13 protein-coding genes and 1 riboswitch are annotated in these 13,504 nt (G+C 61.0%); of the genes, 5 read left to right on the top strand and 8 right to left on the bottom strand.

Annotated elements, in window-relative coordinates:
- Positions 1-58 precede the first annotated feature (58 nt).
- Positions 59-316, bottom strand: a riboswitch (cobalamin riboswitch).
- Positions 317-415: 99 nt separating this feature from the next.
- Positions 416-1,729 (top strand): PQQ-dependent sugar dehydrogenase, encoded by a 1,314-nt coding sequence (locus B9N88_RS06100; protein ID WP_027603801.1) that lies wholly within the window; start codon positions 416-418, stop codon positions 1,727-1,729.
- Between the two features lie 122 nt (positions 1,730-1,851).
- Here the strand turns inward: B9N88_RS06100 and B9N88_RS06095 are convergent, their stop codons facing one another.
- The 5 genes from B9N88_RS06095 to B9N88_RS06075 form a co-directional block, all read right to left on the bottom strand.
- On the bottom strand, positions 1,852-2,388 hold the full coding sequence (locus B9N88_RS06095; protein ID WP_027603800.1) for a C40 family peptidase: 537 nt from the start codon (positions 2,386-2,388) through the stop codon (positions 1,852-1,854).
- A 144-nt stretch (positions 2,389-2,532) separates the two neighbouring features.
- Entirely contained in the window at positions 2,533-3,162 is a 630-nt protein-coding gene (locus tag B9N88_RS06090) for a C40 family peptidase (RefSeq protein WP_027603799.1), read from the bottom strand.
- 209 nt (positions 3,163-3,371) lie between these two features.
- Positions 3,372-4,076, bottom strand: a complete 705-nt coding sequence (gene hda, locus B9N88_RS06085) for a DnaA regulatory inactivator Hda (protein WP_027603798.1) — start codon at positions 4,074-4,076, stop codon at positions 3,372-3,374.
- Positions 4,077-4,279: 203 nt separating this feature from the next.
- Positions 4,280-5,353: an AI-2E family transporter gene (locus B9N88_RS06080; RefSeq protein ID WP_027603797.1), complete on the bottom strand. Its 1,074-nt coding sequence runs from the start codon at positions 5,351-5,353 to the stop codon at positions 4,280-4,282.
- 42 nt (positions 5,354-5,395) lie between these two features.
- Positions 5,396-6,436: a DUF2066 domain-containing protein gene (locus B9N88_RS06075; RefSeq protein WP_027603796.1), complete on the bottom strand. Its 1,041-nt coding sequence runs from the start codon at positions 6,434-6,436 to the stop codon at positions 5,396-5,398.
- Positions 6,437-6,793: 357 nt separating this feature from the next.
- Between B9N88_RS06075 and purM the strand changes: the two genes are divergently transcribed.
- From purM to B9N88_RS06055, 4 genes are all read left to right on the top strand, one after another.
- Positions 6,794-7,852 carry a phosphoribosylformylglycinamidine cyclo-ligase gene (purM, locus tag B9N88_RS06070; protein ID WP_014719398.1) on the top strand — a complete coding sequence of 353 codons (1,059 nt, stop codon included), beginning with the start codon at positions 6,794-6,796 and terminating at the stop codon, positions 7,850-7,852.
- Positions 7,852-8,502 carry a phosphoribosylglycinamide formyltransferase gene (gene purN, locus B9N88_RS06065; RefSeq protein WP_027603795.1) on the top strand — a complete coding sequence of 217 codons (651 nt, stop codon included), beginning with the start codon at positions 7,852-7,854 and terminating at the stop codon, positions 8,500-8,502. Before purM ends, purN begins: the two co-directional genes overlap by 1 nt.
- 8 nt (positions 8,503-8,510) lie before the next feature.
- Positions 8,511-9,224, top strand: a complete 714-nt coding sequence (locus B9N88_RS06060; protein WP_027603794.1) for a DUF3108 domain-containing protein — start codon at positions 8,511-8,513, stop codon at positions 9,222-9,224.
- A 206-nt stretch (positions 9,225-9,430) separates the two neighbouring features.
- Positions 9,431-9,619, top strand: coding sequence for a hypothetical protein (locus B9N88_RS06055; protein WP_027603793.1), 189 nt, complete (start codon positions 9,431-9,433; stop codon positions 9,617-9,619).
- Between the two features lie 151 nt (positions 9,620-9,770).
- Here B9N88_RS06055 and B9N88_RS06050 read toward each other — a convergent pair whose 3' ends face one another.
- The 3 genes from B9N88_RS06050 to relA all read right to left on the bottom strand — a co-directional run bounded on the left by B9N88_RS06050 (position 9,771) and on the right by relA (position 13,485).
- Positions 9,771-10,316 carry a DUF2058 domain-containing protein gene (locus tag B9N88_RS06050; RefSeq protein ID WP_010208656.1) on the bottom strand — a complete coding sequence of 182 codons (546 nt, stop codon included), beginning with the start codon at positions 10,314-10,316 and terminating at the stop codon, positions 9,771-9,773.
- A gap of 25 nt (positions 10,317-10,341) precedes the next feature.
- Positions 10,342-11,175 (bottom strand): nucleoside triphosphate pyrophosphohydrolase, encoded by an 834-nt coding sequence (gene mazG / locus B9N88_RS06045; RefSeq protein ID WP_027603792.1) that lies wholly within the window; start codon positions 11,173-11,175, stop codon positions 10,342-10,344.
- Positions 11,176-11,241: 66 nt separating this feature from the next.
- Entirely contained in the window at positions 11,242-13,485 is a 2,244-nt protein-coding gene (gene relA, locus B9N88_RS06040) for a GTP diphosphokinase (RefSeq protein WP_027603791.1), read from the bottom strand.
- Positions 13,486-13,504: the final 19 nt, after the last annotated feature.

Here is a 13,504-nt window from a genome sequence, read left to right as displayed (position 1 = left end):
GGGGCTGGACAAAAACGGCAGGCAGGAAAAAACAGACAGCCAAGCATCGCCCACCGTGATGCTGTTGGATGATCCAGGCCGGTCTCCGGGCTCATGAGTGGTGCGCTGGCTCATCGACAGAGCGAACACGCCGACGGCGCGCCTTCCCATATCGCGGGCGATACAGTGGCAAAAGGCACCGTCTTGACTCATTTACCGTTGCGGGGGCAGCGCCGGAATCGCGGCAGCACTGTGTACAAGTGCGCTCGCTCACCGGCTTCCCTGTTTCACTCGGTCGACCCATGGGTCACAGAGCACCTGGAACAAGCCGCGAAGGTTAGTGGGTTGGGGGTGGAGCGTCAATTAAAGCTGGCCTTGCACTTGAACCATCGCACCAGCGCCCTCCTCTACCCTTACAGGTATCAAGGAGAACACCATGCATAAAACCAGACTCGCCCTGCTCATCATGCTCGCCGGCACCCTCGCCGCCTGCGGTGAAAGCTCCACCCTGCAGGTGTCCGACGGCACCGGGCCGTCGCCGCAGCTACCGGAGCCGAACAAAACCCTGATTCCCACGGTGAACATTGCCCCGGCTATCGGCTGGCCGGAGGGCGTGAAGCCAACGGCAGCGGCCGGCACCCAAGTGGCGGCGTTCGCCGAAGGCCTGGATCACCCGCGCTGGCTGTATGTATTGCCCAATGGCGATGTGCTGGTGGCAGAAACCAATGCGCCGCCCAAGCCGGATGATTCCAAGGGCATTCGCGGCTGGGTCATGGAGAAGGTCATGGGCCGCGCCGGTGCCGGTGTACCGAGCCCCAATCGCATTACCCTGCTGCGCGACGCCGATCACGATGGTGTTGCCGAGACCCGTACGGTGTTCCTGGAAAACCTCAACTCGCCCTTCGGTATGACACTGGTCGGCAATGACCTGTACGTCGCCGATTCGGACAAGCTGCTGCGCTTCCCCTATCAAGCGGGCGAAACCGCGATCAAGGCAGCTGGCACCAAGGTGGTCGACCTGCCTGGCGGCCCCCTGAATCATCACTGGACCAAGAACGTGATCGCCAGCAAGGACGGCAGCAAGCTGTACGTGAGTGTCGGCTCCAACAGCAACGTCGGTGAGAACGGTCTAGAGGCGGAACAGGGCCGGGCGGCTATCTGGGAAGTGGATCGCGCCAGCGGCCAGCAGCGCATTTTCGCTTCCGGCCTGCGCAACCCTAACGGCATGGCCTGGGAACCCCAGAGCGGCAAGCTATGGACGGCGGTGAACGAGCGCGACGAGATCGGCAGCGACCTGGTGCCCGACTACATCACCTCGGTCAAGGATGGCGGGTTCTATGGCTGGCCCTTCAGCTATTACGGCCAGCATGTGGATGTGCGCGTCACGCCGCAGAACCTGGACCTGGTGGCCAAGGCAATCGTGCCGGACTATGCGGTAGGGCCGCACACCGCGTCTTTGGGCCTGACGTTCGCCGAGGGCAGCAAACTACCGGCACCGTTCAGCAACGGCGCGTTCATCGGCCAGCATGGCTCGTGGAACCGCAAGCCCCACAGTGGCTACAAGGTGATCTTCGTGCCGTTCGAGGCAGGCCAGCCTAAAGGGCAGCCGGTGGATGTGCTGACCGGGTTTCTCGATAAAGATGAGAACGCCATGGGCCGGCCGGTGGGCGTGGTGATTGATCAACAGGGGGATTTGCTGGTGGCGGATGATGTGGGGAATAAGGTGTGGCGGGTGTCGGCCGCTAAATAAACGCCCCCAGAAGCATCACAAAACCAATGTGGGAGGGGGCTTGCTCCCGATAGCAGTGGGTCAGGCACAGATACTGTGACTGATACTTCGCTATCGGGGGCAAGCCCCCTCCCACATTTGGTTCAGGGATTACGTGCCAGGTTTGCTGGCAACACACGCTTGGCGCTCAGATAGGCATTCTGCCAATACGCCTTGGACAAGGTGTCCAGCTTGACCGTACCGCCGGTCTGCGGCGCGTGCACAAAGCGGCCTTCGCCCACATAGATGCCGGCGTGGCTGACCTGGGAACCGCCACCGGTGGCGAAGAACAGCAGGTCGCCGGTCTGCAGGTTCTGCTCGCTGACGTCCTGGGCGCGCATCACGATCAGTTCGCGGGTGGTGCGCGGCAGGGAGATGCCGGCGGCGTCGCGGAAGACGAAGCCGATCAGGCCACTGCAATCAAAACCCGAATCCGGCGTGTTGCCGCCCCAACGGTAAGGCGTGCCGACCAGGCCCAGTGCACGAAAGAGTACGTCTTCGGCCGCAGGCGAGAAATTCTGGGTGGAATAGTTGAATACCGGCTTGGGCTTGACCGCAACGGGAGCGGGCGGCGGCCGGCTGGCGCAGGCGCTGATAAGCGCGGCGCAGAGAATAAGGAGCAGGCGGGCTGAGGTCGACATGTGCAGAACAATCCTGATCTGGATGCGGCTATCGCTGCCGAACGCTGAAAACCAGAACGCGCAAGCAAAGCTCGCGCGAACGGATTACAACAATGTCCAGGGATTCTAGCGCTTACACGTCAAACTTCAAGTATCACTTTAAGTTTACTTACTGGCGGTAACCGTAGTCGGGGCCATGGCGAGTGCGCGCTTGGCTTCGATGAAGGTTTTGCTCCAGTAGCTGTCACCCAGGCTGTCGACTCGAACACCGCCACTGCGACGGCTGCTGGAGTGGATAAACTGGTTATCGCCCAGGTAGATACCGGCATGGCTGACGCGACCACGGCCCGCAGTACTGAAGAAAAGCAGATCACCGGGCTTGAGGTTGTTGCGCGCGACCAACGGTGCTTTCACGTTGATCATTTCGCGAGTGGAGCGTGGCAGGTTCATGCCAGCTTCTTCACGAAACAGGTAGCCGATGAAACCGCTGCAGTCGAAACCGGCTTCAGAGGTACCGCCGAAACGGTAACGGGTACCGATCAGGGACATGCCGCGTTCGAGGATGCTGTCGGCCAGGACTGGAAGCTGGTAAGGCTTGTTGCCGGAGAAATCGGCCAGTTCCTTTTCGGTTGCGACCTCTTCTTCATAGACAGAAGCAGACTGTGCAGCAACGAATTTTGCCTGGGACTGTTGTTGAGGTTTTTGCTGCTCAACCACCTGTTGAGGGTGGGAGGCGCAACCAAACAACAGGGTAACGAGTGCGAGGGGCACGAGGGGTGCGAAGCGATTTAGCATGGGCACGACCGTGGCTGGTATGTAAAGAAGTCGAGACTATGCCTTCTATCACATCGATTTGCAAATTCAATCGTGATCTATGTGACTTCGCGATTGGACTATGACATCTAAGCCGTAATTCCATTTATCGGTTCACATGCGTAGCCAACGTGGCTTAAACGCAGGATTTCTGGCGCCTGGAAATTGCCGAACCCCGTAGATTCAACCGGTTACCAGCCCAACGTTTCCTTGAGAAAAGGGATCGTCAATTTTCGTTGAGCCTGCAAAGAGGCCTGATCGAGTTGCTCGAGCAAATCGAACAACGCGCTCATGCTGCGGGTGCCACGGGTGAGGATAAAGTGCCCGACTTCATCGGTGAGGTGCAGGCCGCGACGGGATGCGCGCAATTGCAGGGCCCGCAGTTTGTCTTCGTCGGAGAGTGGGCGCATCTGGAAGATCAGCGCCAGGGTCAGGCGCGACTTGAGGTCGGCCAGCTTCACCGGCAACTCCCGTGGCGAGGTGGAGGCCGCAATCAACAAGCGCCGGCCGCTGTCCCGCAGGCGGTTGAACAGATGGAACAGCGCCTCTTCCCAATCCGCCTTGCCGGCCACTGCCTGCAGATCGTCCAGGCACACCAGTTCGTATTGCTCAAGGTTGTCGAAGATCCCGATGCCGCGATCCATCAACTCGGCCAGGGGCAGGTAAACCGCCGGCTCGCCCATCTGCTCGAAACGCAGGCAAGCGGCCTGCAACAGGTGGGTACGCCCTACGCCGTGTTTACCCCACAGATAGATCAGGCTTTCGGTCCACCCGGCGTCGGCTTCGCAGAGCCGCTCGACATAGCCGAGTGCAGCGGCATTGGCGCCTGGGTAGTAATTGATAAAGGTAGCGTCATCACGCAGACGCACACCTAAGGGCAGCTGAATCGGTTTCATGCTGACTGAACGGCTCCCATCGAACCGTTAGTGGCCTCTGTGTAAAGTTTGCAAAGTTTATACCCGTGACGCCGGGCGCACAATGCAGCAGACCACAAGCAAAATCAAAGGTTTGCGTTAACTTGCCGGTTTTGAGCGGATTGTTTGACGCCATACCCCCATAAACAACAAACCCGGCCGAAGCCGGGTTTATGACGCAGCGGTTACAGGTCGGGGTCTTCGACCCCCGTATAGGCGTCGGAATCCTTGTACAGATCGTGCATATGACGCACCAGCACCATGATCACCGCCGCCACCGGCAGTGCCAGCAGAATGCCGGTAAAGCCGAACAGCTCGCCGCCCGCCAGGATCGCAAAGATCACCGCCACCGGGTGCAGGCCAATCCGGTCCCCCACCAGCAACGGCGTGAGCACCATGCCTTCCAGGGCCTGGCCAACCATGAACACCGCGACAATCCCCAGCATCGGATACAGGTCGCCGCCAAACTGGAACAGGCCAGCCACCAACGCCGCGCCGATCCCGATCACAAAGCCCATATACGGCACGATAGCGGCAAGGCCGGCGATCAGGCCGATCAACAGGCCCAGCTCCAGGCCGATGGCCATCAAGCCCGCCGCGTAGATGATCCCCAGTGCCAGCATCACCAGCAGCTGCCCGCGCACAAAGGCACCAAGCACCTCATGGCACTCGCCGGCCAGGGCCACGATGCGCTCTTCACGGTTGCGCGGCAACAGGCTGCGGATCTTGGCCATCATGATGTCCCAATCGCGCAGCAGGTAGAACGCCACCACCGGAATCAGCACCAGGTTGGTCAGCCAGCCGATCAGCGCCAGGCTGGACGCGGTCGCCTGGCTGAGGATCACCCCCACAATATCGGTGGTCTGGCCCATGTGCTCGCTGATCGCCGCCTTGACCTTGTCGAACTTCCAGAAGCCATCCGACAGGCCCAACTTGGCCTGGGCCCACGGCATCGCCGTGTGCTGCAGCCAGTCGAGCATCTGCGGCGCCAGCTCATAGAGACGAAACAGTTGCTTGGCCAGCATCGGCACCAGCACCAGCACCAGCGCGGTGATGATCAACGTGAACAGTGCAAACACCGCAACCACGCCCAAGGTCCGCGACAGACCGGCTTTTTCCAGGCGATCCACCACGGGATCGAACAGATAGGCGAGCAGCAACGCAACCAGGAACGGCGTCAGGATCGAATGCAGCAGGAACACAAAAACGCACAGCAGGACGATCCCGCCAAGCCACACCCAACGACGCGTATCCGCCATAAACCACTCCATTATTTGCTTCTATCTATATAGGAAGAACTTTTACCAACGAAAATGCAGTTGCGCCTGGGGCGCAGGTGCCGCCGGCGGTTGTGTGCCATCGACCGCAGGCTGCTGCACCGAGGCCTCACCGGCAGGCACTTCCTGCAACCTGGCCAGGCTCAACTGGGTACGCAACTGATCGGCACTGCCGTTGACCCGATACACAATACGATTGCCATCCACCCATTGCGGCTGACCGCCAAACGGCTCAAGCAGGTGCCCCAGGGCCGCGTACCGCTCCAGGTTCATGCCCTGCACTTCCAGCAGTTGCTCGGTGCTCACACCGGGCTTGACCGCAAAGCGCGGCGCCAGTTTTTGGCTGACCGCCAGCATGACTGCATCGGCCAGCGCGCCCGTGTCGGCGCCTTGCGCGGTGCCCTGCTCGCTCTTGTCACCCAGCCACAGGCGCCATTTGGCCTGCCATTGATTGCCTTCCTGGCGTGCATGCACGGCCAGCAAGGCGTCGGCACCGTAGCGCTCGGACGCGGCGCGCAATGGCGTGGCATCGGCGCTTTCAAGATTCGGCGCGGTGGCGACCACCTGTTCATCCAGGTCCCCCAGGGGCAGGCGCAATGGCAAGCCACGGTGCTGTGCCGCACGGCGCAGCGCCTGGGCAGCGGCCTGGCCATCGCCGACCAGGCTGCTGCCTTCGGTGGAGTCGTTCAGCCACCAGCCGAGGATCGAGGGCCGATTGCTGCCCCAGATCGACAGGCCGGCGTCACGCAAGGCGCGATCGGTGCTGACCGGGTCGAAGTCCACTTGCAGGCTCTCGGGCGGGCCGGCGTCGTAACCGTATTGAGTGATGATTTGCTGCGGATCCTTGCGAATCGCCGCCAGGCCCGGGCCTTGTGCGGCCTTGGCGTCGCCGGTGAGGCGGATCACCAGGGTCTCCACCGCACGCTGGGTCGCCTGGTCGCGCTCTTGCGGCGATTGGCTGCTGACGGGTTCGAGTACCTGGTACAGGCCATTGAGGGTTTCGGCATGACTCGCCAGGCTGATCAACGACAAGCAGCCTACAAAAAAGACATTACACAGACGCATGGAAGATTCCCGAACGACAAATTTAGCGGCTGGAACAGACCGCGTGAAATCGGTGTAGCCAGGCTGTGACCACAGCGACAACTAAAACATTCACGGGGTCCCGGTAAGTTTTCGCCATGTCATTAACGACAGCGGTTTAAAGGCTATACCTTAATACGTGCCTGAACAGACCCGATCAGCATTTTTTTAACCGGCTTTTTTAAATCTATCTGCCCTGCCCGTCGGCCCGAGGATGGCCGCTGCCCCTCAAGCCTGATAAAATCGCGCGCCTTCGCAGACCGTCAACGGCTGGGCCTTTTACCAAAAGCGCCTGCCCGCTCGGTCGTTACCCCTGAATCCCCCCTAAAGGCCTGGATCATGAGCAAGCAACCCTCCCTGAGCTACAAGGACGCCGGTGTAGACATCGACGCCGGTGAAGCATTGGTCGAACGCATCAAGAGCGTTGCCAAGCGCACTGCGCGCCCCGAAGTCATGGGCGGCCTGGGCGGTTTTGGCGCCCTCTGCGAGATCCCGGCCGGCTACAAGCAGCCCGTATTGGTTTCCGGTACCGACGGTGTGGGCACCAAGCTGCGCCTGGCACTGAACCTGAACAAGCACGACAGCATCGGCATCGACCTGGTGGCCATGTGCGTCAACGACCTGGTGGTATGCGGTGCCGAGCCGTTGTTCTTCCTCGACTACTATGCCACCGGCAAGCTGAACGTCGAGACCGCCACCCAGGTGGTGACCGGCATCGGCGCCGGCTGCGAACTGTCGGGTTGCTCCCTGGTCGGCGGCGAAACCGCTGAAATGCCAGGCATGTACGAAGGCGAAGACTACGACCTGGCCGGCTTCTGCGTCGGCGTGGTGGAAAAAGCCGAGATCATCGACGGCTCCAAAGTGGCTGCCGGCGACGCCCTGCTCGCCCTGCCATCCTCCGGCCCGCACTCCAACGGCTACTCCCTGATCCGCAAGATCATCGAAGTGTCCGGTGCCGACATCGAGAACATCCAGCTCGACGGCAAGCCGCTGACCGACCTGCTGATGGCCCCGACCCGCATCTACGTCAAGCCACTGCTCAAGCTGATCAAGGACACCGGCGCGGTCAAGGCCATGGCCCACATCACCGGCGGCGGCCTGCTGGACAACATCCCGCGCGTACTGCCAAAAGGCGCCCAGGCGATCGTCGACGTGGCCAGTTGGCAGCGTCCTGCGGTATTCGACTGGCTGCAGGAAAAAGGCAACGTCAATGAAACCGAAATGCACCGCGTGCTGAACTGCGGCGTGGGCATGGTGATCTGCGTCGCGCAGGAACACGTTGAAACCGCGCTGAACGTATTGCGTGAAGCCGGCGAGCAGCCTTGGGTCATCGGCCAGATCGCCACCGCTGCCGAAGGCGCGGCTCAGGTTGAACTGAAGAACCTCAAGGCTCACTGATGCCTCGGACCTGTGATGTCGTGGTGCTGCTTTCCGGCACCGGCAGTAACTTGCAGGCCCTGATCGACAGCACGCGCACCGGCGACAGCCCGGTGCGCATCGCTGCGGTGATCTCCAACCGCAGCGACGCCTACGGCCTGCAACGCGCCAGGGACGCGGGTATCGAAACCCGCTCGCTGGATCACAAGGCTTTCGAAGGCCGCGAGGCCTTCGACAGCGCCCTGGTCGAACTGATCGACGCCTTCAACCCCCAACTCGTGGTGCTGGCCGGTTTCATGCGCATTCTCAGCGCAGGTTTCGTGCGGCACTACGAAGGGCGCCTGCTGAATATCCACCCTTCCCTGCTGCCCAAATACAAAGGCATGCACACGCACCAGCGCGCCCTCGATGCCGGTGACAACGAGCATGGCTGCAGCGTGCACTTCGTCACCGAGGAACTCGATGGCGGGCCTCTGGTCGTACAGGCAGTGGTTCCGGTAGAGTCTGACGACTCGGCGCAGACCCTTGCGCAACGGGTGCATACCCAGGAACACAGGATTTACCCGCTGGCTGTGCGCTGGTTTGCCGAGGGGCGGTTGATTCTTGGTGACCAGGGTGCATTATTGGACGGTCAGTTACTTGCGGCCAGCGGCCACTTGATTCGAACCTAGGAGATTTTATGCGTCGCGCCTTGCTCTTCGCTTTTGCGCTGTTCGCCTTGCCTGCCGTGCAAGCGGCAGATCTACACCCGTTCTCCGCCAGCTACACCGCCGACTGGAAACAGTTGCCCATGAGTGGTTCGGCAGAACGCAGCCTGACCAAGAACGGTGACGGCACCTGGACCTTGAACTTCAAGGCTTCCATGATGATCGCCAGCCTGACCGAAACCAGCGTGATCCTGTTCGACAAGGACACCCTGCAACCGAAGAGCTATGCCTTCGAACGCGGCGGCCTGGGCAAGACCAAGAAGATCAATCTGGACTTCGACCCGTCGACCAAGAAAGTCACGGGCTTTGAAAACAAAGACCCGGTCAATGTGCCCCTGCAAAGCGGCATGCTCGACAAGTCGACCTACCAGTTGGCCTTGCAGCGCGACGTGGCAGCCGGCAAGAAAAGCATGAGCTACAACGTGGTTGAAGGCACCGACGTCGACACCTACGACTTCCGCGTGATCGGCCCGGAAAAGGTCCAGACCAAGGTCGGCAGCATTGACGCGATCAAGGTCGAGCGCGTACGCGACCCGACTCAAAGCAAGCGCATCACCCAGATGTGGTTCGCCAAGGACCTGGGTGGCATCCTGGTAGCCCTGCGTCAGGTGGAAACCGACGGCAAGGAATACAACATCATGTTGCAAGACGGTACCGTTGACGGCAAAGCCATCAAGGGCAGCTGATTGGATTGATGAGCAGAGAAGAGCCTCGCTGAATGCGGGGCTTTTTTTCGTCTGGGGGTTTTGGGTTCAAGTGTCTGCCGTCATCGGGAGCCCAACATGAAACTTCTGTCATAAACCTCTAAAGCGGTTTACTTAGCAAGCTAACAAACCGTATAAAAAGACCTGCGACGACTTGCCGCATACCCACCAGAAATTGGAGCAAGCAGATGACTGTAAAAGTAACTGAACGCGACGACGAACATATGTCCCACGAAGCGCTGGGCCATGGGATTCACATCTGGGATGTCCACCAACAGGACCTGCTGGTCGGCATGTTTCATAACGAGAGCGACGCTCATAATTATAAAAACGAGCTCGAAGCCCTTGAGATGAAACGCCAGACGCAAAGCGCCTGAAACTTCGAAATCCTGTAGGCCCCCCAGCCCCACGCAGCTGGGGGGCCTATAAAACACAAACCCCGCCTTCTGAGCGGGGTTTGTGTGTTCTGGGGCTGCTTCGCAGCCCAACGCAGGGCACGCCTGCTCACCACAATTCGTTGCTACAGCCTTACCACATCAAATCATCCGGGATCTGGTAAGCGGCGTACGGATCATCCTCATCCGGCACCTGGCTTTCGGTGAGGATATTGAGCTGCACGATACGCTCCGGGGCGCGCTCCTGGATCTTCAGCGCGGCTTCACGGGGGATCACCTCGTAGCCGCCACCGTGATGCACGATGGCCAGGGAGCCGTTGCTCAGCTTGTTGCGCATCAAGGTGTTGACCGACAGGCGCTTGACCTTCTTGTCATCCACGAAGTTGTAGTAGTCCTCGGTCGTGAGCTTAGGCAGGCGCGAGGTCTCGATCAGTTGCTTGACCTGGGCCGTACGGGCCTTGGCCTCGGCTTTTTCCTGCTGCTGGCGGTTCAGCTCCTGGTCACGCTTGACCTTCTCGGCCTGCGCTTCGGCGGCCAGGCGAGCCTGGGTGTCATCGGCCTCGATCTGGCCCTTGTGGACCAGGCGCTGCTGCTTCTGTTTCTCTTTGCCGACCTGCTTGGCCTGCTTTTGGTTGACCAGACCTGCTTTGAGCAACTGGTCGCGAAGGGAAAGGCTCATGGTGCTTACTCACTTAGGCAACTGCTCAACCGCAGCTGGACACGTTCTTTTCCTGACGTTTGGCTTCGCCCCACAGGGCGTCCAACTCTTCGAGGGTGCAATCTTCTATGGGTTGGTGGGTATCGCGCAATGCCTGTTCGATAAATCGGAAGCGTCGCTCGAACTTGGCATTGGCGCCACGCAGCGCGGTTTCCGGGTCGATCTTGAGGTGACGGGCCAGGTTGACCGCCGCGAACAGCAGGTCACCGACTTCATCGGCGATGGCCTCCGGGTCGTTGTCGGCCATGGCTTCGAGCACTTCGTCCAGCTCTTCGCGCACGTTATCCACCACCGGCAACGCCGATGGCCAGTCGAAGCCGACCTGGCTGGCGCGCTTCTGCAATTTGGCGGCCCGGGACAGGGACGGCAAGGCGCTGGGCACATCGTCCAGCAGGGACAGCTGCTCCGGCGCGTCGGATTTTTCCGCACGCTCCTCGGCCTTGATCTGCTCCCAACGCTCCTTGACCTGTTCTTCACTCAGTTGAGGAATATCCAGCGGCGCATACAGATCGCCGGTCGGGAACACATGGGGATGGCGGCGAATCAGCTTGCGGGTGATGCTGTCGATCACCCCGGCAAATTCGAAACGTCCCTCTTCCCGCGCCAGCTGGCTGTAATACACCACTTGGAACAACAGATCGCCCAACTCCCCCTGCAGATGATCAAAGTCGCCGCGCTCGATGGCGTCGGCCACTTCGTAGGCCTCTTCCAGGGTGTGCGGGACAATGGTCGCGTAGGTTTGCTTGATGTCCCACGGGCACCCGTATTGCGGGTCCCGCAGGCGACTCATCAGGTGCAGCAGGTCTTCAAGTGAATACATCTTTCTGTGTCCGATCAGTGTGGGAGCAAGCCCCCTCCCACATTTAGCCTGCATTCATTGCGCGAATCATGGGGTACGGTTGCGCCGCGTCTCAATGATGTTCGGCAGCTGGGAAATCCGCCCCAGCAACCGCCCCAGTGCGTCCAGCCCCGGAATCTCGATGGTCAGGGACATCAACGCGGTGTTGTCCTCTTTATTCGAGCGGGTGTTGACCGCCAGCACGTTGATGCGCTCATTGAGCAGCACTTGCGAGACGTCGCGCAGCAGGCCGGAACGGTCGTAGGCACGGATGATGATGTCCACCGGGTAGGTGAGCACCGGCACCGGGCCCCAGCTGACCTGGATAATCCGCTCCGGCTCGCGCCCGCCCAGTTGCAGCACCGAGGCGCAGTCCTGGCGGTGAATGCTGACGCCACGGCCCTGGGTGATGTAGCCGACGATGGCATCCCCCGGCAACGGCTGGCAGCAACCGGCGATTTGCGTCAGCAGGTTGCCGACGCCCTGGATCTGGATATCGCCGCGCTTGCCGGGCTTGTAGCCGGTGGCCTTGCGTGGGATCAGCTCCAGTTGTTCGTTGCCGCGCTCCGGCTCGACCAGTTGCTGGGCCAGGTTGACCAGCTGCGCCAGGCGCAGGTCGCCGGCACCGAGGGCGGCGAACATGTCTTCGGCGATCTTCATGTTGGCCTTTTCGGCCAGCTTGTCGAAGTCCACCTGCGGCAGGCCCAGGCGGCCCAGCTCGCGTTCGAGCAGGGTCTTGCCGGCGGCGACGTTCTGGTCGCGGGCCTGCAGCTTGAACCAATGGACGATCTTCGCCCGCGCCCGCGATGTGGTGATGTAGCCCAGGTTCGGGTTCAGCCAGTCGCGGCTCGGCGTGCCGTGCTTGCTGGTGATGATCTCGACCTGTTCGCCGGTTTGCAGGCTGTAGTTGAGCGGCACGATGCGCCCGTTGATCTTGGCGCCTCGGCAGTTATGGCCGATCTCGGTGTGCACGCGGTAGGCGAAGTCCAGCGGCGTCGCGCCCTTGGGCAAGTCGATGGCATGGCCGTCGGGGGTAAAGATGTAGACCCGGTCCGGCTCGATATCCACGCGCAACTGTTCGGCCAGGCCGCCGATGTCGCCGAGTTCTTCGTGCCATTCCAGCACTTGGCGCAGCCAGGAGATTTTCTCCTCGTACTGGTTGGACCCGGCCTTGACGTCGGTGCCCTTGTAGCGCCAGTGCGCGCACACGCCCAGCTCTGCCTCTTCGTGCATGGCGTGGGTGCGGATCTGCACTTCCAGCACCTTGCCCTCGGGGCCGATCACCGCAGTATGCAGCGAGCGATAGCCATTTTCCTTGGGGTTGGCGATGTAGTCGTCGAACTCCTTGGGAATGTGCCGCCACAGCGTATGGACGATCCCCAGCGCGGTGTAGCAGTCGCGCATTTCCGGCACCAGCACGCGCACGGCGCGCACGTCGTAGATCTGGCTGAAGGCCAGGCCCTTGCGCTGCATTTTGCGCCAGATCGAGTAGATGTGTTTGGCGCGGCCGCTGATGTCGGCATCGACCCCGGTGGCCTGCAGCTCGGCGCGCAACTGGCCCATCACGTCGCTGATAAAGCGCTCGCGGTCGAGCCGCCGCTCGTGCAGCAGCGTGGCGATCTGTTTGTATTGATCAGGTTCGAGGTAGCGGAAGGACAAGTCCTCCAGCTCCCACTTGATATGGCCGATACCCAGGCGGTGGGCCAGCGGTGCGTAGATGTCGAAGACTTCGCGGGCGACGCGGTTGCGCTTTTCATCGTCGGCGGTCTTCACCGCACGGATCGCGCAGGTGCGTTCGGCCAGCTTGATCAGGGCGACACGTACGTCGTCGACCATCGCCACCAGCATCTTGCGCAGGTTTTCCACCTGGCCCTGGGTGCCCAGCACCATGGACTGGCGCGGGCTGAGGCTGGCGCTGATGGCGGCCATGCGCAGCACGCCGTCGATCAGCTTGGCCACCACCGCGCCAAAACGCTGGCTGACGGTCGGCAACTGGATGTGCCCTTCGCGCACGCCGCGATAGAGCACGGCGGCGATCAGCGAGTCCTGGTCCAGCTTGAGATCGGCAAGGATCTCGGCGATTTCCAACCCGGTGCGAAAGCTGGAAGTGCCTTCGGCCCACAGGTTCTTGGCTGCATTGTCTTGTTGCTCAGACTCACGAGCGAACTCGCAGGCTGCTTTCAAGGCTTCACGGTCCAGTGCCGGGTCGACACTGATGGCATGATCCAGCCATGCCTCGAGATTGATACTGCCGTCGGTGTTGATCGGCTGGTGTGCTCTCACCTGTACCATCTTGCTTACCTTCCCTATG

This window comes from Pseudomonas sp. LAMO17WK12:I1 (assembly GCF_900177315.1).
GTDB classification, from domain to species: domain Bacteria; phylum Pseudomonadota; class Gammaproteobacteria; order Pseudomonadales; family Pseudomonadaceae; genus Aquipseudomonas; species Aquipseudomonas marginalis.
Note: the sequence above shows the minus strand (reverse complement) of the source record. Positions and strands in the feature narration are given on the sequence as shown.

Coding starts and splice junctions, on each gene's coding strand:
- purN (WP_027603795.1), top strand. CDS start 7,852: ATGCCTCGGACCTGTGATGTCGTGGTGCTGCTTTCCGGCACCGGCAGT.
- relA (WP_027603791.1), bottom strand. CDS start 13,485: ATGGTACAGGTGAGAGCACACCAGCCGATCAACACCGACGGCAGTATC.
- mazG (WP_027603792.1), bottom strand. CDS start 11,175: ATGTATTCACTTGAAGACCTGCTGCACCTGATGAGTCGCCTGCGGGAC.
- B9N88_RS06095 (WP_027603800.1), bottom strand. CDS start 2,388: ATGTCGACCTCAGCCCGCCTGCTCCTTATTCTCTGCGCCGCGCTTATC.
- B9N88_RS06100 (WP_027603801.1), top strand. CDS start 416: ATGCATAAAACCAGACTCGCCCTGCTCATCATGCTCGCCGGCACCCTC.
- hda (WP_027603798.1), bottom strand. CDS start 4,076: ATGAAACCGATTCAGCTGCCCTTAGGTGTGCGTCTGCGTGATGACGCT.
- B9N88_RS06055 (WP_027603793.1), top strand. CDS start 9,431: ATGACTGTAAAAGTAACTGAACGCGACGACGAACATATGTCCCACGAA.
- B9N88_RS06090 (WP_027603799.1), bottom strand. CDS start 3,162: ATGCTAAATCGCTTCGCACCCCTCGTGCCCCTCGCACTCGTTACCCTG.
- B9N88_RS06080 (WP_027603797.1), bottom strand. CDS start 5,353: ATGGCGGATACGCGTCGTTGGGTGTGGCTTGGCGGGATCGTCCTGCTG.
- B9N88_RS06050 (WP_010208656.1), bottom strand. CDS start 10,316: ATGAGCCTTTCCCTTCGCGACCAGTTGCTCAAAGCAGGTCTGGTCAAC.
- B9N88_RS06075 (WP_027603796.1), bottom strand. CDS start 6,436: ATGCGTCTGTGTAATGTCTTTTTTGTAGGCTGCTTGTCGTTGATCAGC.
- purM (WP_014719398.1), top strand. CDS start 6,794: ATGAGCAAGCAACCCTCCCTGAGCTACAAGGACGCCGGTGTAGACATC.
- B9N88_RS06060 (WP_027603794.1), top strand. CDS start 8,511: ATGCGTCGCGCCTTGCTCTTCGCTTTTGCGCTGTTCGCCTTGCCTGCC.